The sequence below is a fragment of the Comamonas kerstersii genome (assembly GCF_008801935.1).
Classification (GTDB): Bacteria; Pseudomonadota; Gammaproteobacteria; order Burkholderiales; family Burkholderiaceae_C; genus Comamonas; species Comamonas kerstersii.
This window is the reverse complement of the sequence record NZ_VZOT01000001.1, coordinates 536,056-556,669: the sequence shown is the minus strand read 5'-3', so window position 1 is coordinate 556,669 and position 20,614 is coordinate 536,056. Positions and strand designations below refer to the sequence as shown.

15 protein-coding genes, 1 tRNA gene and 3 pseudogenes are annotated in these 20,614 nt (G+C 61.5%); 2 read left to right on the top strand and 17 right to left on the bottom strand.

The window, feature by feature from the left end:
- Positions 1–59: 59 nt before the first annotated feature.
- The gene (locus tag F7P80_RS02625) at positions 60–1,418 is read right to left on the bottom strand and encodes a M23 family metallopeptidase (protein WP_211371983.1); all 1,359 of its coding nucleotides are present in this window, start codon (positions 1,416–1,418) and stop codon (positions 60–62) included.
- Positions 1,419–1,603: 185 nt separating this feature from the next.
- On the opposite strand from F7P80_RS02625, the gene tyrS reads away from it, so the two are divergent.
- Positions 1,604–2,836: a tyrosine--tRNA ligase gene (gene tyrS / locus F7P80_RS02620; RefSeq protein WP_151042498.1), complete on the top strand. Its 1,233-nt coding sequence runs from the start codon at positions 1,604–1,606 to the stop codon at positions 2,834–2,836.
- 124 nt (positions 2,837–2,960) lie between these two features.
- On the opposite strand, the gene F7P80_RS02615 is transcribed toward tyrS, so the two are convergent.
- The 3 genes from F7P80_RS02615 to F7P80_RS02605 all read right to left on the bottom strand — a co-directional run bounded on the left by F7P80_RS02615 (position 2,961) and on the right by F7P80_RS02605 (position 4,969).
- Positions 2,961–3,470: a GlcG/HbpS family heme-binding protein gene (locus tag F7P80_RS02615; protein WP_151042496.1), complete on the bottom strand. Its 510-nt coding sequence runs from the start codon at positions 3,468–3,470 to the stop codon at positions 2,961–2,963.
- Between the two features lie 103 nt (positions 3,471–3,573).
- Positions 3,574–4,362 carry a sulfite exporter TauE/SafE family protein gene (locus F7P80_RS02610; RefSeq protein ID WP_058880000.1) on the bottom strand — a complete coding sequence of 263 codons (789 nt, stop codon included), beginning with the start codon at positions 4,360–4,362 and terminating at the stop codon, positions 3,574–3,576.
- 151 nt (positions 4,363–4,513) lie between these two features.
- Positions 4,514–4,969 (bottom strand): chalcone isomerase family protein, encoded by a 456-nt coding sequence (locus F7P80_RS02605; protein ID WP_151042494.1) that lies wholly within the window; start codon positions 4,967–4,969, stop codon positions 4,514–4,516.
- A 218-nt stretch (positions 4,970–5,187) separates the two neighbouring features.
- Here F7P80_RS02605 and F7P80_RS02600 point away from each other — a divergent pair, with 218 nt between their 5' ends.
- Positions 5,188–6,021 (top strand): NADPH-dependent oxidoreductase, encoded by an 834-nt coding sequence (locus tag F7P80_RS02600; RefSeq protein WP_151042492.1) that lies wholly within the window; start codon positions 5,188–5,190, stop codon positions 6,019–6,021.
- 175 nt (positions 6,022–6,196) lie between these two features.
- On the opposite strand, the gene F7P80_RS02595 is transcribed toward F7P80_RS02600, so the two are convergent.
- The 13 genes and pseudogenes from F7P80_RS02595 to F7P80_RS02540 all read right to left on the bottom strand — a co-directional run bounded on the left by F7P80_RS02595 (position 6,197) and on the right by F7P80_RS02540 (position 20,351).
- Positions 6,197–6,272: transfer RNA gene (locus tag F7P80_RS02595), tRNA-Phe, on the bottom strand.
- Positions 6,273–6,373: 101 nt separating this feature from the next.
- A complete protein-coding gene (locus F7P80_RS02590; protein WP_151042490.1) occupies positions 6,374–7,141 on the bottom strand; it encodes a hypothetical protein in 768 nt (255 codons plus the stop codon).
- Between the two features lie 3 nt (positions 7,142–7,144).
- Positions 7,145–8,614, bottom strand: a complete 1,470-nt coding sequence (locus F7P80_RS02585; RefSeq protein WP_151042488.1) for a metal-dependent hydrolase family protein — start codon at positions 8,612–8,614, stop codon at positions 7,145–7,147.
- 154 nt (positions 8,615–8,768) lie between these two features.
- A pseudogene (locus F7P80_RS02580) lies at positions 8,769–9,562 on the bottom strand (IS5 family transposase); the annotation flags it as partial.
- A 42-nt stretch (positions 9,563–9,604) separates the two neighbouring features.
- Positions 9,605–9,760, bottom strand: a pseudogene (locus F7P80_RS16695) (entry exclusion lipoprotein TrbK); the annotation flags it as partial.
- Positions 9,757–10,696 (bottom strand): annotated as a pseudogene (locus tag F7P80_RS02575) (LysR family transcriptional regulator). The pseudogenes F7P80_RS02575 and F7P80_RS16695, both read right to left, overlap by 4 nt.
- A gap of 32 nt (positions 10,697–10,728) precedes the next feature.
- Entirely contained in the window at positions 10,729–12,999 is a 2,271-nt protein-coding gene (locus tag F7P80_RS02570; RefSeq protein WP_151042486.1) for a TonB-dependent receptor, read from the bottom strand.
- Positions 13,000–13,120: 121 nt separating this feature from the next.
- Entirely contained in the window at positions 13,121–14,125 is a 1,005-nt protein-coding gene (locus F7P80_RS02565) for a siderophore ABC transporter substrate-binding protein (protein ID WP_151042484.1), read from the bottom strand.
- Positions 14,122–14,898: an iron ABC transporter ATP-binding protein gene (locus F7P80_RS02560; protein WP_151042482.1), complete on the bottom strand. Its 777-nt coding sequence runs from the start codon at positions 14,896–14,898 to the stop codon at positions 14,122–14,124. Before F7P80_RS02560 ends, F7P80_RS02565 begins: the two co-directional genes overlap by 4 nt.
- Entirely contained in the window at positions 14,895–15,842 is a 948-nt protein-coding gene (locus F7P80_RS02555; protein ID WP_151042480.1) for an iron chelate uptake ABC transporter family permease subunit, read from the bottom strand. The genes F7P80_RS02560 and F7P80_RS02555 overlap by 4 nt, the downstream gene beginning before the upstream one ends.
- Positions 15,842–16,783, bottom strand: a complete 942-nt coding sequence (locus tag F7P80_RS02550) for an ABC transporter permease (RefSeq protein ID WP_151042478.1) — start codon at positions 16,781–16,783, stop codon at positions 15,842–15,844. Before F7P80_RS02550 ends, F7P80_RS02555 begins: the two co-directional genes overlap by 1 nt.
- On the bottom strand, positions 16,783–18,561 hold the full coding sequence (locus tag F7P80_RS02545; RefSeq protein WP_151042476.1) for an ABC transporter ATP-binding protein: 1,779 nt from the start codon (positions 18,559–18,561) through the stop codon (positions 16,783–16,785). Before F7P80_RS02545 ends, F7P80_RS02550 begins: the two co-directional genes overlap by 1 nt.
- Positions 18,555–20,351, bottom strand: a complete 1,797-nt coding sequence (locus F7P80_RS02540) for an ABC transporter ATP-binding protein (protein ID WP_151042474.1) — start codon at positions 20,349–20,351, stop codon at positions 18,555–18,557. The genes F7P80_RS02545 and F7P80_RS02540 overlap by 7 nt, the downstream gene beginning before the upstream one ends.
- Between the last annotated feature and the right edge of the window lie 263 nt (positions 20,352–20,614).

Genomic DNA, 20,614 nt, shown 5'->3' with positions numbered 1-20,614 from the left:
CAGGCTCAAAGAAAAAGGGCCTCGAAAATCGAGGCCCTGTGAAGCGTAGCATACGCTGCTTATTGTGCGGAAGCCTGGCGAATCAACTCTGCAGAGGCCAGTTGCTCGTGCAGCGCACTGGCTTGCTTCATGAAGGCTTCACGCACTTTTTCAGAAATGGGGTTGGCTTCCTTGGCGGCAATCACCGACTGAGGGTCCTGGTGCACGCCATTGACGCGGAACTCAAAGTGCAGGTGAGGGCCGGTAGCCCAGCCTGTGGAGCCAACGGCACCAATGTTCTGGCCCTGCTCCACACGCTGGCCCTTCTTGACGTCGATGCGGCTCAGGTGGGCGTAGACCGTGACATGGCTGGTGTTGGCGTGCTTGATGAAGATCACATTGCCAAAACCGTTTTGCCAGCCGGCAAAGTCCACCACACCATCACCCACGGTACGCACCTTGGTACCTGTGGGGGCAGCATAGTCAGTGCCCAGGTGGCGACGCCATGTGCCGTGGATGGGGTGCTTGCGCATGGCAAAGTTGCTGCTGATGCGCGAGAACTCCACGGGCGAATTCAGATACGCGCGGCGCAGGCTGGAGCCGTCCATGGCGTAGTAGGAGCCGCGTTCACCGGGCTCTTCAAACCACATGGCCTGGTAGAGCTTGTCGCGGTTCTTGAACTCGGCAGCCAGCACACGGCCGGTGCGCAGAAATTCGCCATCCGCTTCCAGCGTTTCGTAGATGACCGAGAAACGGTCGCCCTTGTGCAGGCGGCGGAAGTCGATGTCCGAGAAGATGTCGGTCAGCTGAATGGCAACAGCATCGGGCAGGCCAGCACCATCGGTCGCTGCAAACAGCGAGGTGTGGATGGTGGCGCCGGTCAGGCGGGTGTTGACGGTCAGTGGAGCCGTAGAGACGGTGGCAGCGAATTCGCCATCGTCCTGACGCTCCAGCACCAGACGCTGGAAGTGGTCGCTGTTTTCATCCTGAATCCAGCGCACGGTCAGCTTGCGCAGCTGGTGGTCATTGCTGGTTTCTGCAGAGACCAGGCGGCCGCTGCGGTTCAGGATGTGCTGACGCGCCAGCTCATTGCTGCGCAGAAAAGCGGAAGCGCCGGGGTCTTCAACGCCCAGGCGCTTCAGCAGTGATTCTGGTGTGTCGCTCGCACGGGTGTATTCGGTGCGATAGAGAGAAAAATCGTTCAGATCGGTCAGGTCTGCCAGCGTGTTGCCATCAGCCAGCGAAGCGATGGGCTGTGTCAGTGTGCGGATGGGCAGATTCGCGGGATCGGGGCCGAACGAGGCTACGGCAAATGCACCGCCGCCTGCAGTCAACATGAAGGCTGCAATCGCTGCGGTGACGCGCTTGGGATGGCGCTGAATAGATTGTGCGAGCTGTGCGAGCCAGGCACGGCCAGCAGAAACTAGTTCGGTAGTCAAAACAGGAGTTCCCGGAAGTGATATGTACCCCTCATGAAAGAGTATGTATGGGGGACGGGGGTACGAACTCTATGAGCATAGAGGCCATTGAACCATCTGTAAATGGTATGGCGACTAGAATCCACCACTGCAATTGATCCCGAAGTATACCGGGGAGGGTATTCCCCGTGCTGAGAACAAACTGTATGAATCAAAAAGTTGATACCACTTACCCGGTCACTGAGGCGGTTCAAAAAGCGCTGGCCGTTACCAAGCGTGGCGTTGATGAGTTGCTGCCCGAAGCAGACTGGACGCAAAAGCTCGCCCGCTCCGAAGCTACGGGCGCGCCTCTGCGTATCAAATTGGGTCTGGACCCTACAGCGCCTGATATCCATCTGGGTCATACAGTGGTGCTGAACAAGATGCGCCAGCTGCAAGATCTGGGCCATCAGGTGATTTTTCTGATTGGTGACTTCACGACCCTGATCGGCGATCCCTCGGGCCGTAACTCCACCCGTCCGCCGCTGACTGCGGAGCAGATCAGGGTCAATGCCGAAACCTACTACACCCAGGCTGCCAAGGTGCTTGACCCCGCAAGGACCGAGGTGCGCTACAACAGCGAATGGTGCGACCAGCTGGGCGCACGCGGCATGATCCAGCTGTCCGCCAAGTACACCGTGGCACGCATGATGGAGCGCAACGACTTCCACCAGCGTTTCACCGAAGGCAGCTCCATCAGCCTGCATGAATTCCTGTACCCCCTGCTGCAGGGTTATGACTCCGTGGCGCTCAAGGCCGATCTGGAGCTGGGAGGCACCGACCAGAAGTTCAACCTGATGATGGGCCGCCATCTGCAGGCGGAGTACGGTCAGGAACCGCAGTGCGTGCTGACCATGCCCCTGCTGGTAGGTCTGGACGGCGTGCACAAGATGTCCAAGTCCAAGAACAACTACATCGGCATCACCGAAGATGCGAACACCATGTTCGCCAAGACGCTGTCGATCTCGGACGATTTGATGTGGGACTGGTACACCCTGCTGTCCTTCAAGAGCCTGGACGAGATTGCCGCGCTCAAGGCAGGAGTGGAAGCTGGCCGCAATCCCAAGGATGCCAAGGTCATGCTGGCCAAGGAAATCACCGCGCGCTTCCACAGCGCAGCGGCGGCCGATGCTGCAGAGCAGGACTTCATCAACCGCTCCAAGGGCGGCATTCCTGACGACATCCCCGAGGTGACGCTGAGTGGCGCACCACTGGGGATTGGTGCACTGCTCAAGCAGGCCAACCTGGCTCCATCGACCAGCGAAGCCAACCGCCTGATTGATGGCGGCGGCGTGCGTGTGGATGGCGCGGTCATCAGCGATCGCGGCCTGAAGCTGGATGCAGGCACCTATGTGCTGCAAGTGGGCAAGCGCAAGTTTGCACGCGTGACCCTGGGCTGATCCAAGCACCAGTCCCAACAAAAAAAGCGGCTGCCTTGTCATCAAGGCAGCCGCTTTTTTACGTGTCAGATTTTGATAAAAATCTGCCTTCAGCGCTTGTGTAGCAAGCGCTGATAGCTATGTTTTAGTTAGCAAGTTGCTGTTGCACGGCTTCCAGTGCCTTCTGGGCGCAGGCTTCATCCAGATGGCCGCCAGGGGCACCGGCTACGCCAATGCCACCCACGGTAGCGTTACCCACCTTGATGGGCATGCCGCCAGCCAGGACCAGAAAGTCAGGAATGTCCGTCATGCCTGCGGCGTCAGGGTTGGACTGGACTGCCTTGGCAATGCCGCTGGTGGGATTGCGGGAGGAGGCCGAGGTGTAAGCCTTGGCCTGAGAGGCCTTGACGGTGTGAGGGCCTGCACCATCTGCACGGATAAAGCTCAGCAGCACGCCGGCGTTGTCCACGACGCTGACCGATACGACATAACCGGCTTCCGTGCATGCTGCTACGGCCTTTTGTGCCAGCAAGGAGGCGGTCGCGCTGGTGATGCTGGTGGACGTGGTGGTGCCCGCAGCCATGGCAGTACCGCCCATGGTCATGCAGGCGGCGGTGGTCAGGGTGAGGGCAAGTCGCTGGGCGCGAGATGGCATAGGGGCACTCCGTATCAGTGTGAAAAATCTCACTCTAGTGGTGGCCCCTGCTGCGCCATGGTGAGCGGGAAGAGCAGCTTGGTGTCAGCAGATGTCTATGTTTTCAGCTGCGCGCAAAAAACAGGGTCGCCATGACCAGGCCTGTCAGCACAATCCCCCAGCGCAGGATGTTGGCGGGAATCTGGCGCGCTACGCGTGCGCCACCATAGCCGCCCAGGGTGGCGGCAATCATCATCAGGATGGCCAGCTCCCACTGCACAATGCCGCCAGCGGCATAGATGGCCACGGCAATGGCGGTCAGCAGGGCTGAGACCAGGTTCTTCATGCCGTTCATGGCATTGAGCTGGGTCTGTCCCAGCAGGCTGAACAGTGCCAGGCACAGAATGCCCAGGCCGCCGTTGAAATAGCCGCCGTAAAAAGCTACGGCCAGCATGCCGGCTGTGGCCTTGAGTGTGCTGGCAGGCGTGCCGGGGGCGGTGGAGCGCGAGGCCCAGGCACGAATCTGAGGCCCAAAGGCAAACAGTGCTGTTGCGGCCAGCAGCAGCCAGGGCACCACGCGGCGGAAGGTGTCATCTGGGGTTAGCAGCAGCAGTGCTGCACCAGCTGCGCCGCCCAGCAGTGACAGTACGATGGACTTGCGCATGGTCAGTCCGGGGGGGGCTGCCATGTCTTCTTTAAAGCCCCAGGCGCTGGCGGCATAACCGGGCAGCAGGGCCACCGTGCCCGTGGCATTGGCGGTGACGGCCGGTACCCCGACAAAAACCAGTGCAGGCAGCGTCAGAAAACTGCCGCCTCCAGCCACTGCGTTCAGTGCGCCTGCGACAAAGGCTGCAGCGAGCAAGAGGGCTACCTCGCTCCATGAGGCAAGATCTAGCATGCCCAGAATGTCCATGGGTTGTCTCCGAGTCGTAGTTATGTATGCTGGACGCTGGGCGCAGCTCAGCGCGCCCGTGTGCTGATCTTAGTGGCTCAGCACGCGCGGGCAGGGTATGCAAAATTCAAAGCACTTTGGACTGCGGTGCGGGTAGTGCGCTGCGCTTGCCTCAACGAGCAGCGGCAGGCACCAGGCTGGCTTTGAGCTTGCGGTCCGCCGGCGCATCGCCCAGCCAGATGCGCAGGATCAGGCCAAAGTACTCGTCATCTCCGACTGGATCACCCTGTTGTACGCCGTGGATGAAAAAGGTCGTGCCCTGGCCTGGCACAAACTCCATGGCAAAGGTCTCGCCGGGTGCCACTTTGCTGCGGCCCGAAAAAATTTCAATCAGGCGATTGCTGGTGAGGGTGTAGCGCTGCATTTGCTCGGGCGTGGCATTGTGCTTCAGGCCGAGAATGAAGGACAGCCCCAGGTCTGCACCAGGTAAATCCCGCAGGGCTAGAAACTGGATGCCTACCGGGCCGTTGAGTTGCAGGGCTTCTTCTACAGTCTGTACCTTGCGTGGCAGGTACAGCGCCATGTCATACACCTTGAAGATGGCGCTGGCTGCTGTCAGCGTCAGCATGCCAGCGCATGCGTGCCATACGGGGCCAGGTGGGTGTGGAAGCTGATGTGGCAGATGCTGTCATGGGGTGTCTCCTCACTGTTATGGAAAAAATCCCCCGGTTGTAACTGTTTCGACTTGTTACGCGAAGCGCATCCGACGTCCGGTATCTGTCAGTCCACTGTGCGCTGCCTTTCTAGAATGCAGCATCCACCTTTTTACTGTCTGGAAAACACACGATGTCTCACACTGCCTTGCAAGCGCGCTATGGAGATGAAGCGCCAGCGCTGAACCTGCCTGATCTCGCCGTACTGGATGCGATGCTGAACCATCGCTCCGTACGCCACTTTCTGCGTGACCCGCTGCCTGCCAACACTGTGGAAACACTGGTGGCAGCGGCACAGTCCGCGCCCACCTCATCCAATCTGCAGACCTGGAGCGTGATTGCGGTGGAATCGCAGGAGCGCAGGGAAGCCTTGGCCAATCTGGTCGGCCCCCAAAGGCATCTGGCCGTGGCTCCGCTGGTGCTGGTGTGGCTGGCTGATCTTTCGCGCATCGAGCGCTTGGGTAAGGCGCAGGGCCGCCATCCTGTAGGTCTGAACTATCTGGACACTTTCCTGATGGGGGTGATTGATGCAGCCTTGGCAGCGCAGAATGCCGTGGTGGCTGCAGAAGCCATGGGGCTGGGCACGGTCTATGTGGGCGGCATGCGCAACCAGCCTGAGGAAGTGGCCAAGGTGCTGGGTACGCCCAGCAATGTATTCCCCGTGTTTGGTCTGGTTGTCGGTCAGCCAGACCCCGCGCGTCCGGCGCAGATCAAGCCCCGCCTGCCTCAAAGCGCCGTGCTGCACCGTGAGCAGTACCAGTTGCCTGTGGATACGCAGGCCGAGATTGGCAACTACAACAGTCATCTGCGCGCCTTTATGCGTGCGCAGGGTATGAAGGAAATGGACTGGAGCACCCAGGTGGTGGAACGCCTGTTGACTCCTGAGGCGCTGACGGGGCGTCATCGTCTGTATGAAGCGCTGCGCAATGCGGGCTTTAGCTACAGGGATATAGAGGCTCAGAGCTAAACGCTGTCAGCTACTGTATGGACAACGCTCCTGTATGAAGCTGGAGTGCTGTCTGTGCAGTGCATGCGGTGCACTGTGCACTGTAGAGGTGCTTAGGCTTCGAGCATGAGAAAAGCCCTAAGTCGTTGAAAACTTAGGGCTTTGTGACTCCAGCGGACTTCCGTGGAATGGTATCTGGTGGCTTGGGACGGGATCGAACCGCCGACACGCGGATTTTCAATCCGCTGCTCTACCAACTGAGCTACCGAGCCATTTTGCTGCAATGTAGTACTGCAGCGAGAACCGAATTGTAGCGGTGTTTTGGAACACTTTTTTCAAAAGCGCCCATTTTTTTCAAAAAGTCCGTTGGCGCCTAAAACTGCACGGTCAGGCCGAGGATGGGGCCGCCCAGGCGCAGGTCCATGCGCTGTGCATCCTTGCGGTAGTCCACATTGAGCTGGCGATAGCCCAGGCTGAGGTACAGCTGCTCACGCACCTGGTAGTTCACGGTGGCCAATACCTGCCAGGTGGCGTGAGAGCCTACGCCAAAGCCGCCTGCATCGGCATAGAGCAGGGTGGACCACTGCGGGTTGAACTGGTGGCGCCAGCGCACGGCCAGAATGGGGTCGGTAAAGCGTTTGCTCAGCCTGGTTTCGGGCAGCAGAGGCTGGGCCTCCACACTGCTGCGCACATTCCACCAGCGGGCACCGACCATGGCGTCCAGGCTGTCATTGGCAGAGAGCTCCCAGTTGTAGCCGCCCAGTACGGAGACCGAGGTCTGCTTGATGCGGGCCTTGGCTTCGAGGGGGAAGCCTGCGGGCAGGCTGGCCGATTTGTGCAGCGAGACATGGCTCATGTCCAGGTGCAGCACGTAGCGGTCCTTGCGGGCCGTGGCGTTCAGAAAGGCTGAGGCGTGCAGGTCTTTCCAGATGTCGGAGAACGGCTCGGAGACATGGGCCGTGGGCAGGCTGGGGCTCACGGTGATGGAGCCGCGAAGGCTGGGCGTCCACACATAGGGAGTGAGCTGAAAACGCCAGCTGCTGGCTTCCAGATCCGAGCTTTGCGCATGGGCAGGACTCAGTGCACACAGCATCAGGGCGCTGGCACAGAGGATATGCGGTGGAATACGGGTGTGAAGCATGGCTTACAGGGTGTTCTTGTAGGTCTTGCCGCCCTTCATGATGGCCCGCAGATGGGTATCGGGGTCGCCCAGGAAGTCCAGATTGCCATTTGGGTCGCCATCGACCACGAGCAGGTCAGCCCATGCGCCGGGGGCAATGCGGCCCAGCACGCCTGGGTAGGGGTTACGGTCGCCAGACAGGGCCAGCAGTTCTCCATTGAGGCCCGTGCCCTGGTGGAGTACGGTCAGCGGGTCATAAAAACGCGTGAGTTTGGCCAGCTGCCTGCCCTGCGTGACGGTGTTCTTGGGGTTGAACAGAATGTCTGTGCCCCAGCCGGTCTTGATGCCGTATTTCTTGGCCAGGCCATAGGCACGAATGGTTCCTTCGGCCACCAGCTGCTGGTTTTTGCGGCGTTCCAGATCCGGGTAGAAGTTGCTGTCTTCGTCGGCCAGGAAGGGTTGTAGGCTCCACCAGATGCCTTCGTCACGCATCATGCGGGCGCTGGCATCGTCCGCCAGCTGGCCGTGTTCGATGCATTTGACGCCTGCGCGGATGGAGCGCTGAATGCCCTTGGGCGTGTAGACGTGGGCCATGGCATAGGTGTTCCAGTCGGCCGCAGCTTCCACGCCTGCGCGCAGTTCTCGCTCGGTGAACTGGGTGCTGTCCAGCGGGTCGTATTCCGAGGCCACGCCACCACCGGCGAGCAGCTTGATTTGCGAAGCGCCCAGCATGAGCTGTTCACGCACGCGGCGCAGCACTTCGGGCTCGCCATCGGCAATCATGGAGACGCCTGCACGCTCCACCAGGCTCAGAGGGGCGTTGTTGGCAGGTGGGATGTCATTACGGAAGCGGAAGTCGCCATGGCCGGAGGTCTGCGAAATCATGGCCCCGCTGGGGTAGATGCGAGGGCCGTCAGTGAGACCTTCATCAATCGCACGCTTGAGGGCAAAGGCAGGGCCGCCTGCATCGCGCACCGAGGTGAAGCCGCGCAGCAGGGTGCGCTGTGCTTCCTTGGCCGCGACCAGGTACAGATAGCCGAGGTCGGCCGTCATGGCGGTCAGCTGTGGAATGGCTGCCAGCATGCTGTGCCAATGCACATCGATCAGGCCGGGCATGACCAGTTTGCCCTGACAGTCAACAATTTCCGCACCTTCCACAGGCGTGCCAGCGGGCACGATGTCGGCAATGCGCTGGTCCTGGATCAGGATGTGTACGCCTTCACGCACGCCTTTGCCCGAGCCATCAAACAGACGCAGATTGGTCAGCAGCAGCGGGCGCTGAGCATTGGCGGCTGTACCTTGCGCCATGGCACTGGGCAGGGCAAAAGGTGCCAGCATGGCGGCTATACCACCAAGGAAGCTGCGCCGTGACAGGTCTTCCAGCACGCGGTGGTGCAGGCGTTGGCACATGGGGCTGCTGCAGGCGCAGCCACGCGCACGGATGGGGCCAAAGCGCCAGGGGAGTGAAGGGGAAGCATCAGAAGGTGCGGTCATGAGTGCCTAGAAGGTGAAAAAACGATGTATCACAGCGCGCAAAGCTGTGCTGCATCCATTGTGCGTGCATGCTGCGCAGACGTACATGGCCAGAAGCCAGAAGGTACGGCATCAGAATGCCAGCTTGGCATATCTTGTAAGAACGTGTTTGCGATCTTCGTAGAAGCAGAGCAACAAAGGCCAAGTGAATGAACTGCAAGCTGGTGTTGAGCCAGCGTTCGCAGTTCTTTCATAACCGTCGATTCTTCTCTAGCCATGCAAAGCTTCGCTCAACTATCGAGCGTTTGGGCATTACCTCAAATCTGTGAAGCTCGCTGCGCTTTGCAATCTGCACTTGCACATGCTCGCCCAACAACTGCTTGACTCCCATGGCAAAGCGGTTGCCGGTATAGCCCGCATCGGTGAGCACCACCTGAACTGCACTCAAAGAAGCCTTGCAGCGCTCAAACGCTTGCAAAGCACCTTGGCGATCTGTCACATTGACTGTCGTCACCGCAATGGCATGAGGCAGGCCAAGTGTGTCCACCGCAATATGGCGCTTGATGCCCGAGACTTTCTTGCCCGCGTCATAGCCCTTAAAGCCCGCCGTGTCCGTGTTTTTGACGCTTTGCGCATCAACAGTCACGAGCGTGCTCGATTCGCTGCGCCCCTGTCTGCGTCGGGCCACGCCAACCTGATTTTTTAAGTGCCCGCTCCAAGGCACTGATGCCATGTTCGTCGGGCTCGCTCCATTTGCGCCCAATAGGCATAAACACTTTGCCATTTGGGAAAGTCAGGGGGTAAATAGCGCCACTGGCAACCGGTTCTCAGCAGGTACAGCACTGCGCAAAACACCTCATACAAATCAAGCGTGGCAGGCTTGGTCCTGCGGCGTACCTTGCGCAACTCTGGCTCAATTTCTGCAAACTTCTCACGGCTAATGTCGCTGGCGTATTTCTGTCTTTTCACACACCAGATTGTCGGGGCAAACAAGATCGCAAACACGCTCTAACACTGCTGCCGCAGCTCCTTGAGCCGTTCGGGATTGGCCGCCAGTTCTTCCACTGTTGGAATATTCGTATCCACAGTGTCGGCCCTCTGAGGCGACTCGGACTGACCGCAGGCCGTCAACGCGGCCACCAACAGGAATGGGATGATCTTCTTCATGGCGTAGGTTTCTCCGGTGGGTCGTGGCTCGGCATGGGCATGGGTGAGTCCGGCGACTCGATGGCCTAGACGCGCTCAATGAAGCGGGCAAGCTCATCGGATGGATCGCCCTCAAGGCGCAGCAAGTAAGTCGTCAGAGGCGGCAAACTCGATGCCAGCGGCCGTGCCACCACGCCCGACTCATGGCTGGCGGCAATACGCGCTGCGCCCGCCAGCCCGAGCGCGAAGCCAGCGGATACCAACGCCATCATCAAGTCGCAGGAAGCAACCCGCTCCGCGACCAGCGGTTCCATTTCGGCGCGGCGCAACACGTCGACCGACGTGCTTGGCATGGCCTTCACAAACCTGTGGATCGCACAGAACCAGCGGATAGCGCAGCAACTCGTCCAACGGAATACGTTTGTGCGCCAGCAGCGGGTGCCGCGCTGGCACCGCCACCATCAACGCATCGCTCCAGACGGGCAGAGCGACGATGCCATCGCCCGCCTCGTCGGACTGTGCTAACCCCACGTCGTACAGATCGTCATGCAGCCCCTTGATCTGCTGTGACAGCGGCACCTCGAAGAGTCGGATTTCGACCTCGGGTTCTTCTTGCCGGCATAGGGCCAGCAGAGCTGGCAGGCGTGACGGTGTGATACCGTCCGACAAGGCTACACGCAACTGCCCATGAAATCCGTTGGCCGCTGCTTTTACGCTGTCCCTTGCTTGTTCCAGCGCAGCAAAGACGCGCCGCACATGCTCCAAGAACAGTTTGCCCGCACGGGTGAGCCGCGTGCTGCGTGTAGTCCGAGCGAACAACACCACGCCCAACTCTTCCTCCAATTCCTTGATCGCCCGCGACAGTGGTGACTGTTCGATATGCAGTCTCTCCGCTGCGCGGGCGAAGTGCAGTTCTTCGGCTACGGCCATGAAGTAGCGCAAATGTCTTAATTCCATAGCCGCTTCTACTTGCTATACCGTCATTGCGGCTAGAAATCCATCGTGGCTGAGAGGTAGAAGGTGCGCGGCGCGCCCAGGGCCAGGCTTGTGTAGTGCGGCTTCGCCCAATATGCCTTGTTGGTCAGATTGGTGACGCTGGCTCGCAATGTCAGCGGACGGCCTGAGACCTTCGTGGCATAGCGTGCACCCACATCGAACACGGTGCGGCCAGGTATCGATAGGGAGTTGTCCGCGCTGAGATATTGCTTGTCCGCCCAAGTTGCATTGGCCGTCAGCGTCAAACCTTGCATCGTAGGTACGTCCCATTCCGTTCCCAGCTTGGCCTGCCATTTGGGCAATCCGGTTGCCTGCTTGCCTTCATTGGCAGCAACAGCGGCTTTCATGACTTCGGCGTCCGAATAGGCGATACCGCCCATCAGGCGCACGCCGTTCATCGGCGAGCCGAAGAAGCCCCATTCCACGCCTCGGTTGCGCTGCTCGCCACCAAACGAAAAGACGTTGGTGACGGGATCGGTATAGCTGCTCGGGCGCTTGATTTCATACAAACTGACCGTATGGGCGAATTCACCCAGATCAAACTTGATGCCGACTTCCTTTTGCTTGGTCTTGTAAGGTGCGAAGACTTCGCCCGCGTTTTCTGCGGTGTTGGGTGCTATCGCCCCCTGGCTCAAGCCCTCGATGTAGTTGGCATACACAGATATCTGGTCGGTGGCCTTGACCAAAATTGCCGCTGCTGGTGTTGTGGCACTTTCTTTGTAGCGTTGGCCCATGCGTGCTCCGGTCGTACCATTGAAACTGTCGTTGACCACTTGTTGGCGACGTACTCCCAGCGTCAGTTGCACCCTATCTTCCGCGAACGACAAGGTATCCGCCACCCCGAAGCTGGTCAGCCGCGTATCCGTTTTCGTCAGGGCTGGAATATTGCTGGGACGTTCTGCTTCAGGCCCCCACACCGGGTTGTAGATGTTGGTCACCCAATCTTGCGGCAGGACGTTTCGGAAGCCTCTTAGGAGGTAGTCCTCGTTGTAGTAGGTGGCGTTGAGTGCGAACTGATGCCCCACCGAGCCTGTACGAGCCTTACCTTTTATACCTACTTCAGCCGACTTCCGCTCCATCCTGTCGGACACGCCGCTGTAGTTGATTCGGAAGTCACCTGCTTGGTTGAATACCTGCGGCACGCCCATGATCGTGTCGATTTCAGACTTGCTGGTGCCTGCTGCGGCATAGGCCGTCAGTTGATCGGTCAGGTCAAATTCGCCCCGCAGCATGGCGCCCTTTTCCGTAAGGTCGAAGAAAGTCCACGGTGGATTCCACGAGACCTCGGGTTTAGGCGGGTTGGGCACGGGCAGCCCTGGAGCCAGGGTGATGCCACGGGTCAAGCCATCACCGCGTTCCGTGCTCTGATATAGATCAGCGGAGACACGCACGCGATCACCGCGCCAATCCAGCCCGAGAGCAGCCTGCGAGACCTTCTTCTTCTGGTCGTTCAAGGCGGTATCACCATCACGGTAGACGCCGTTGAAACGGATGCCGAACTGCTTGTTCTCGCCAAAACGACGGCCTAGGTCGATATGGCCGCCGAAGTGCGAGTCCGACATGTAGGTTCCCGTCAGGCGCGTCAATGGCTCGTCGCCCGCGCGCTTGGTCACGAGATTTACCGCGCCCCCGGCCGATCCCTTAGGTGGCATGCCGTTGAGCAGGGCCGAAGGCCCCTTGAGCACTTCGACGCGCTCGAACATCTCGGGCGAACTGCGGTAATAGCCTGCCATGCCGGCCAGGCCGTTGACGGTCACATCACCCACATCGGATGGAAGACCGCGAATCGAATAACTCTCCAGGGCCTCTCCAGCGATGCCGCTGGTGAACACCGTCGGATCGGTCTTGGAGATCACTTCCTGGATGTCCTTGGCCTGCTGGTCCGCAATGTATTTATCCGTGTAGGTGATGGTGGAAAACGGCGTTTCCATGAAGTCCTTGTCGCCGAGGAATCCCATGCGCCCACCAGTTGCTACTTGCCCACCTGAATACGTCGGCATCGTCGCTTCGCCCGTGACTGTCACCGCCGGCAACGTAGCCACCTCTCCAGCCGCAGACGAAGACGATTGCTTTTCGCTGGCATCGATTTCCACATTGCTTGCCTGTGCCCATACCGGCGGTGCAACCACGGCCAGGGCACTGAATGTCAATCCGAACAGCAGCGCCTTCTGCACGGCGATGGCAATGCGGTTTGGAGTGAAGTCAAAGGTTGGAGGTATTGCCGGCCGTACGGAGCGCACGGTGTGTTGATGGGGCTGGGCCATCTGATGCTCCTTTCAGTTGAGGTTGAGGCGGTTCTCGCCACGTTTTGCAGATGAGAAGAAAAGAAATAGAACGAATGAGACTCGTTAGCGAAAATGGCTTGAAGGCAAGCGACTGAGCAAGTCAGTCCCGATAGCCCTTGATAACGTCGTCGATTACGAGCTTCAAAGAGGTCGGGCTGGCGGCGGTGATGTACCAAGCCTCGGAATCGGCAAAGACCACACGGCCGTTCTTCCAGGCATTGGTCTGGCGCAGCAGTGGATTGCCCAGGCTCTCCGCGTTCAAGCCCGGCCGGCCCTCCATGACAGCGGTACGATCCACGATGTAGATCACGCCGGGGTTGGCCTGCTGGATGAACTCGCTGGAAACCGGCTGGCCATGCAGGCCGGTTTCGACGGTCGGGCTTGCGGGCGTCACGCCCAGGGCGTTGAAGACGAAGCCGTAGCGCGACTGCATGCCGAAGGAACTGAAAGCGCCGTTGTTGTGCAGCACGATTAGCGCCTTCTCGGGGCTGCTCTGCGTGATGCGCCTGGCCTCTTCAACCTTGGCGTCCAGTTCGGTGGATTTCTGGCGGGCAAGGTCTTCCTTGCCGAAGATGCGCCCCAGCGTGATGAGGTGATCCTTGATGACCTCGATGTGCTTGACCTGGCTGTCCCGATAGTCCACGTCGAAGTGGATGGTTGGGGCGATCTCGCTCAGTTCCTTGTAGTGTTTCGCCTGAAGCGAGGTAATCAGGATCAGATCGGGCTTGGCCGCGTGAACTCGCTCCAGATTGGGCTGAACGATGGCGCCCGTGTCCTCGACTTGAGGGGCATCCTTGTACCGGCCGAGAAAATGCGGAACGAAGTCCTTGGGCATACCGACGACGGAAACGCCCAGTTGGTCGAGGAAATCGACTTCGTTCATGTCGAGGGCCACCACGCGCTGCGGCAGCTTTTCGATCACGGTTGTTCCCAGCTTGTGCTCAACCGTGACAGTTGCGTAGGTTGGCTGCGCGGCTTGGGTGGTGGCCTGTGATGTCGATGCCTGGGCCGATTCGGCCAGCTTCTGGTCGCAGCCCTGCAACACGACCATTGCGGTCATCAGCAGGGCGAGCGTCCAATGCCTGTGTTTGTGATTGAAGGTCATTTCAGTTCTCCTGATGGGTTGAAGTAGTTGCACAGGCGTCCGCGTTCGCCGTGCGTGATCTCGAAGTCCAGTCCGTACAGTTCCTTGAGCCGCGCCTCGGTCACGACCTCCGGCACCGAGCCGGCGCAATGCACCGCACCGCCCTTCATCGCCACGATGTGGTCGGAATAGTTGGCGGCGAAGTTGATGTCATGCACCACCAGAATCACGGTGCGGCCGTGCTCGTCGCACAGGCGGCGCAGCGCGCGCATGATCTGCACGGCGTGCTTGATGTCGAGGTTGTTCAGTGGCTCATCGAGCAGCAGGCATGGCGTCTGCTGGGCGATGGTCATGGCCAGGAAAGCCATCTGACGCTGGCCACCGCTGAGTTCATCGAGATAAGCGCCGCGCAGCGGCTCCAGCGTCAGGAACGCGATGGCCTTGTCGATCGCCTGGTGGTCATCGGCGGTCAGCGCACCGCGGCTGTAGGGAAAGCGGCCGAAGGCGACCAGTTCCTCCACCGTCAGGCGTAGATTGAAATCGGGGGACTGGCGCAAGGTAGCGACGCGCTTGGCGTAGTCGCCGATGCGAATGTCCGCAGCCCTGCTGCCTTCGATCAGGATGTCACCCCGAGTCGGCTCCAACAGCCTGGCGATCATCATCAGCAGCGTCGTCTTGCCAGCGCCGTTGGGGCCGATCAGCGAGGTCAGCCGCCCCGCTGGAAAGCGCACGTTCACATCGGAAAGGACGGTTCTGGCACCGTAGGTTTTGGAGAGGTTGTGGACGGTGATCATGCAGTCCCCCGCGTGCGTGCCATCAGCGCGAGGAACCAGGCGCCACATACCAGGTTGACCAGAATGCCGACGGTGGTTCGGTAGTTGAAGACGTGTTCGACCGCGAGCTGGGCCAGGATGAAGGTGCCGATGGCGATAGCGCAGCCCATGGGCAAGGTGATCCGATGCCTGAAGCTGCGGGCCAGTGCATAGGTGGTGTTGGCCACGAAGATGCCCATGAACGCGGTAGGCCCGAGCAGGCTGGTCGAAATGGCGACCAGTACGGCGATCAGCGCGAGATACAGCCGCACGGTGCGCTGGTAGTCCACGCCCAGGGAGACAGCCTGGTCTCGACCCAGCGAAAGCGCGTCCAGCATCGGCAGGGTCTTGAGTGCTGCGACACACACCGCCACGACGAGAATGGCCGAAACGAGCAACTGGCCAGGCTCCGCCTTGCCGAAGGACGCCTGACTGAAGCCCAGCAGGACGGAAAACTCGCCGGGGCTGACCTTGAGCTGGACGAACTGCGTGAAGGTGCCGATCACCATCGTCAGCACCAGCCCCAACAGCAGCAGGAAGTACACGTTGTTCCGGCCATCGCGGAACAGCCAGCGATGGATGGCCCACGAGTAGCAGAGCATCAGCAGGACGGACAGGAAGAAGTTGCCGTTCGCGCCGAGCACGACCAGGCTCTGCGTGCCCATGAGGAGGACAGCCAGGGATTGCAGCAGCAGGTAGACCGCCTCGTATCCCATGATCGCCGGTGTCAGTATCCGGTTGCCGGTAATGGTCTGGAACACGATCGAAGACCAGGCGATGCAAACCCCGCCGATGAGCATGGCGGCCAGCCGTGCAAATCGCTTGGGAATGACGTAATCGAAATCGAAGCCGGAGCGGAAGAACAGGAAGGTCAGCGCCAACGCGATGACCACCATCCAGACGGCGTGCCGGGAAGCCATGCGCATCACTTGTTCCTCCAAATGATGAGCAGGAGAAACAGCACGCCGCCCACGCCGCCTGCGGTTAGGCCGATGGGCACCTCGAACGGGTAAATGAGCAGGCGACCGAGAATGTCGCAGGCCAGCAGCAGCGATGCGCCGCCCAGCGCCACGACGGGCAGCGTGCGGCCCAGGTTGTCGCCGTAGTGCAGTGCGACCAGATTGGGAATGACCAGCCCGACGAAGGGAATGGCTCCGACGGTGATGACCGTGGCGGACACGGTGACGGCCACCAGCATCAAGCCCAGCGCCACCGTGGCCGGGTAGTTCAGCCCCAGGCTCGTGGCCATGCCTTCGCCCATGCCCAGCACGGTGAAGCGGTGCGCGTACAAGTAGGTCAGCGCAACGATCGGCAGGATCAGGTAGATGATTTCGTAGTTGCCCTGGACGATCTTGGAGAAGTCACCCAGCAGCCAGCCCTGCATGCTTTGCAGGATGTTGTGGCGATAGGCGTAGAACTCGGCGATGGCGCTGAGCACGCCGCCGTACATCAGTCCGATCACCGGGACGAGAATCGTGTTCTTGAAACGGATGCGGCGGACGATTGCCACGAAGATCAGACTGGCCGCGAAGCAGAAGGCCAGCGCGAACAGCATCCGGCCCTCCGTGCCTGTCGCTGGCATCGTGGTCAGCGCGACCAGGATGCCGAGCTTGGCCGCATCCAGTCCGCCCGAGGTGGCCGGCTCGACGAACTTGTTGCGGACGATGTGTTGGAGGATGACGCCGCAGACGGACAGGCCCACACCGGTCAGCACCAGCGCCATCAGGCGCGGCAGGCGGCTGGCCGTAAGCGTCAGCCAGGCATCACCCGACAGCGAGAACACTTGAGACCATGCCATCTGCTGCGCACCAACCAGCAGCGATGCGCCGCACAGCACGATGAACAGGCCGAACAGACTGGCGCGCATCAGGAAGATGCTCCACCTGACGCGGCAGGGGCAATGCGCCAGCCTTTGGCGGACTGACGCTGGCCCAGGAATGCCGCGTACCGCCCCTGACTCTCGCGCAACTGCGCAGGCGGTCCCTGCTCGACGACCTGGCCGCCTTCCAGCACCACGATCTGGTCGGCCATCGCCACGGTGGAAAGCTGGTGCGCGATCACAATCAGCGTGCGCCGGCCGCGCAGCCGTGCCAGTGCCTTGGCAATGGCAGCCTGGTTCTCTGCGTCCAGGGCGGCAGTGGCTTCGTCCACCAGCAGGATGGGCGCGTCCTTGATGAGTGCGCGGGCGATGGCGATGCGCTGGCGCTCGCCGCCGGACAGGCGCGCGCCGCCCTCGCCGACAGGGGTGTCCAGGCCCTGCGGCAGGCGAGCGATGATCTCGGCCACGCCAGCCTGCTGCGCGGCTTCCATGACCTCGGCATCACTAGCATCGGGTTTGCCGATGCGGATGTTGTCGGCGATGCTGCCCGTGAACAGATAGCTGTCCTGGAAGATCTGGCTGATCTGGCCGGCCAGTTGCGCGCCCGACATCTGACGTACATCCACGCCGCCAACGAGCACGCTGCCCTGGCTTACGTCGAAGAAGCGCGCGATCAGCCGCACCAGCGTGGTCTTGCCCGAGCCGGATTCACCGATCAGCGCGGTCATGCTGCCCGGCGCGATGCGCAGGCTCACGCCGCGCAGCACGTCGGGTTCATCCGCCGCGTAGCGGAAATGCACGTCGCGCAGTTCGACCGAGGCATCGCGTGGCGCCTGTGGTGCCTGTAGTGCCTGGGGCTCCGACAACGGTTCGACGGCGAACAGCTCGCGGATGGCATCGAGTTGACCGCGCGCGCCGCGCAGCACTTCGCCATAGCCGGCCACTTCCAGCAGCGAATCGATGAAGCGGCCGACCAGCAGCAGCGCGACGATGACCGCCGTGATACCGCTGGCCGCCACGCCACCGCCCAGGTGCTCGTTCATCCACAGCGCCGCCGCAATCAGCAAGGCGGCGAACACAGCCTGCACGGCCCAGGTGTTGATGACAGCCGAGCCTGCCGACAGCCAGATCAGCCGAGACCCCGATTGGCGCTGCCGCTCGAAGGTCTGTTCCAGCCAGCGCGTACTGCCGTCCTCGCCGTTGAAAGCGCGCAGCACCGACTGGGCCTGAGCGAACTCCACCACGCGCTGGCTGGCATCGGCAAAGCGCCGGTGGAAGGCATCGTCGGCGCGCCGAGAAAGCCTGCCCGTCAGCGCGAGAACACCCGCCAGCAGCGGCAAGGCCACCAACGCGATCCACCCCAGCGGCCCATGCAGCACGAACAAGGCTGCGACGAGCACCACGGGCGTCACGACGCCAGCGATGACCGGGGTGAACACATGTGCCGGAAGCTGGGCCACGGCCATCATGCCTTGCGTGACGACGTGGCTGAGCCGGGCCGTGTTCTGCGGCGTGAACCAGCCCACGGGCAGGCGTGCCACATGATCGCCAAGGCGGTGCCGCGCGCCTTGCAGGATGGCCACGCCCACGCGCACGCCGGCCTGCTCCACACGGCGGCGCAAGGCCCAGCAGACGGCCAACCCGGCCAGCAGCACGGCCAGCCACGGTGCGACGCCTTTCACGTCACCGGCCAGCAGGTGCGTGAGCACCGGCACCAGCGACGTGATCGTCAGCCCGCAGAGCACGCCATAGGCCACGGCCATCCAGGCGTAGCGGCGGAAGACGGGCGCATCCCCGCCCAGCAACCGGATGAAGGTCTTCAGCATGGCTGGCCCTCCGAAACTGGCGCGGCTTCGTCAGCACGGTCGTAGCCCCCTTGAGTCCACAGCCGTGCATAGCGGCCGCCCTGTGTCAGCAACTGCTCATGCGTGCCGTGTTCAATGATCCCGCCGTCTTCGAGCACGAGGATCTGGTTGGCGTGCATCACCGTGTCGAGCCGGTGCGCGATGACCAGCAGCGTGCGGCCCCGCGCGAAGCGGGCCAGCGCATCCTGGATCGCCACCTCGTTGCCGGCGTCGGCAGCGGCCGTGGCCTCGTCGAGCACCAGCACGGGCGGGTCGAGCAGCACGGCGCGTGCGATGCTCACGCGCTGGCGCTCGCCGCCGGAAAGCTGGGCGTCCTCGCCAACCACCGAGTCGTAGCCGCGCGGCAGGGCCAGGATGCGCTCGTGGATGTTGGCGGCCCGCGCGGCGTCCTCGATCTCCTGCTGGCTGGCCGAAGGCCGGCCCAGCGCAATGTTGTCGCGCACGCTGGCGTGAATCAGGCGCACTTCCTGTAACACGAAGCCGATGCGCCGGTAGAGCTGTGAAGTCTCGATGTGCCGCAGATCCGCGCCGCCGAGCGTGATGTGCCCTTCGCTCGGGTCGAAGAAGCGCAGCAGCAGCCGCGCCACCGTGGACTTGCCCGCTCCCGACGGGCCGACGATGGCCGTGACCGTGCCGGGTTCCAGCGAGAAGCTGATGTTCGACAGCACCTGATGCCCGTCGCCGTAGGCGTAGCCGACGCCCTCGAACCGAACGTCGTGGCCGACAGGGATTTGCTGCCGGTCTGGCGCGACAAGCTCCAGCACCGGCGTTTCCAGCAGCGCCAGCACGCGCTGCGCGGCCCCTGTGGCGCTGCCCAGGTCGTGCAACAGCGTGTGCAGCAACAGTAGCGGCGCGCAGATGCCCGGCGCCACCAGAGCGAACGGCAGCACGTCCACGGGCGCGATCCAGCCCAGGCCCGAGAACAAGACACCGAAGGCCAGCACCACGCCCAGCACTGTGACCGGCGCGATCATCGCGTGGGCATGGGCCATCGCAGCCACCAGCGGACGGGTGAAGCTCACGAACGCCTCGGCGAAGGCATCGACGGCCTCCCGGTAGCCGCCATGCGCCTGGCCAGCAGCGCCGAACGCCTTGACTACGGGAACGCCGCTGACGAACTCGACAGTCGCGCTGTTGATGCGTCCCAGCCGGGCGACGAACTCCTCCATGCTCGACCCGCTGGCCTTCATGGCGTAGCGCAGGAACAGGAAGAAGCCGGGGAACGGCAGCAGCGCGGCGATGGCCATGCGCCAGTCCAGCGCAAACAGATAAATGACCGAGATCAGGATCGCGCCCACTGCGCGCGCCACCGCCGTGTAGAAGTGCGCGGTCAGGCTGTGCAGCGTGGCGATGTCGTCCTGCATCGCCTGCTTGACCTCGCCCGATGCCCGGCTGGTGAACCAGCCCAGCGGCACCCGGGCCAGCCGCCGCGCGGCGGCCAGGCGCAGATGGTGCGTGATGCGGTTGTCGGCCAGGTGGGCGGTCAGCTCGCCGGCCGACACCAGCGCCATGCCGGTGAACATGGAAGCCACGCTCGCCACGACCGTCCACCAGATGTCGCCCTGTGCCGGTGCAGCATCAGCGTCGCCTAGGGCGATCTTGGCGATGTGTGCGATGCCTGCCAGCGGCACCAGCGTGAGCATGGTGCCCACGGCGGCCAGTACGGCGGCGGCGATCAACTGCCCACGTATAGGGCTCAACACCCGACTGATCGGGTTCCCTGGGTTGGCTGCTGCGTCATGAATGCCCATGAGAGATAAAAGTCCAGAAATTCAAATGGATACGTATGACCTCACCCATTGCTGAGAGCGGTAAGGCAGACACCTGCCAAGGCGTTTGGTGTGCCGGTTTCCGGTCTTTCAGTGCCATGCACGACCTCGCACCCTGGTCATCGCTACATGCAGGTGAGAATTACTTTCATAACTATAAACTAAATCTGCCATTAGTTGCATAACCTAAACTAAATATTGAAAAGAGGGTTAAAGTGGAGGCGTAGCCGCCGCCAAACCAAGGA

Excerpts from the sequence above, each read along its gene's own strand:
- tyrS (WP_151042498.1), top strand. The coding sequence starts at position 1,604 with ATGAATCAAAAAGTTGATACCACTTACCCGGTCACTGAGGCGGTTCAA.
- F7P80_RS02615 (WP_151042496.1), bottom strand. The coding sequence starts at position 3,470 with ATGCCATCTCGCGCCCAGCGACTTGCCCTCACCCTGACCACCGCCGCC.
- F7P80_RS02610 (WP_058880000.1), bottom strand. The coding sequence starts at position 4,362 with ATGGACATTCTGGGCATGCTAGATCTTGCCTCATGGAGCGAGGTAGCC.
- F7P80_RS02605 (WP_151042494.1), bottom strand. The coding sequence starts at position 4,969 with ATGCTGACGCTGACAGCAGCCAGCGCCATCTTCAAGGTGTATGACATG.
- F7P80_RS02600 (WP_151042492.1), top strand. The coding sequence starts at position 5,188 with ATGTCTCACACTGCCTTGCAAGCGCGCTATGGAGATGAAGCGCCAGCG.
- F7P80_RS02590 (WP_151042490.1), bottom strand. The coding sequence starts at position 7,141 with ATGCTTCACACCCGTATTCCACCGCATATCCTCTGTGCCAGCGCCCTG.
- F7P80_RS02585 (WP_151042488.1), bottom strand. The coding sequence starts at position 8,614 with ATGACCGCACCTTCTGATGCTTCCCCTTCACTCCCCTGGCGCTTTGGC.
- F7P80_RS02570 (WP_151042486.1), bottom strand. The coding sequence starts at position 12,999 with ATGGCCCAGCCCCATCAACACACCGTGCGCTCCGTACGGCCGGCAATA.
- F7P80_RS02565 (WP_151042484.1), bottom strand. The coding sequence starts at position 14,125 with ATGACCTTCAATCACAAACACAGGCATTGGACGCTCGCCCTGCTGATG.
- F7P80_RS02560 (WP_151042482.1), bottom strand. The coding sequence starts at position 14,898 with ATGATCACCGTCCACAACCTCTCCAAAACCTACGGTGCCAGAACCGTC.
- F7P80_RS02555 (WP_151042480.1), bottom strand. The coding sequence starts at position 15,842 with ATGCGCATGGCTTCCCGGCACGCCGTCTGGATGGTGGTCATCGCGTTG.
- F7P80_RS02550 (WP_151042478.1), bottom strand. The coding sequence starts at position 16,783 with ATGCGCGCCAGTCTGTTCGGCCTGTTCATCGTGCTGTGCGGCGCATCG.
- F7P80_RS02545 (WP_151042476.1), bottom strand. The coding sequence starts at position 18,561 with ATGCTGAAGACCTTCATCCGGTTGCTGGGCGGGGATGCGCCCGTCTTC.
- F7P80_RS02540 (WP_151042474.1), bottom strand. The coding sequence starts at position 20,351 with ATGGGCATTCATGACGCAGCAGCCAACCCAGGGAACCCGATCAGTCGG.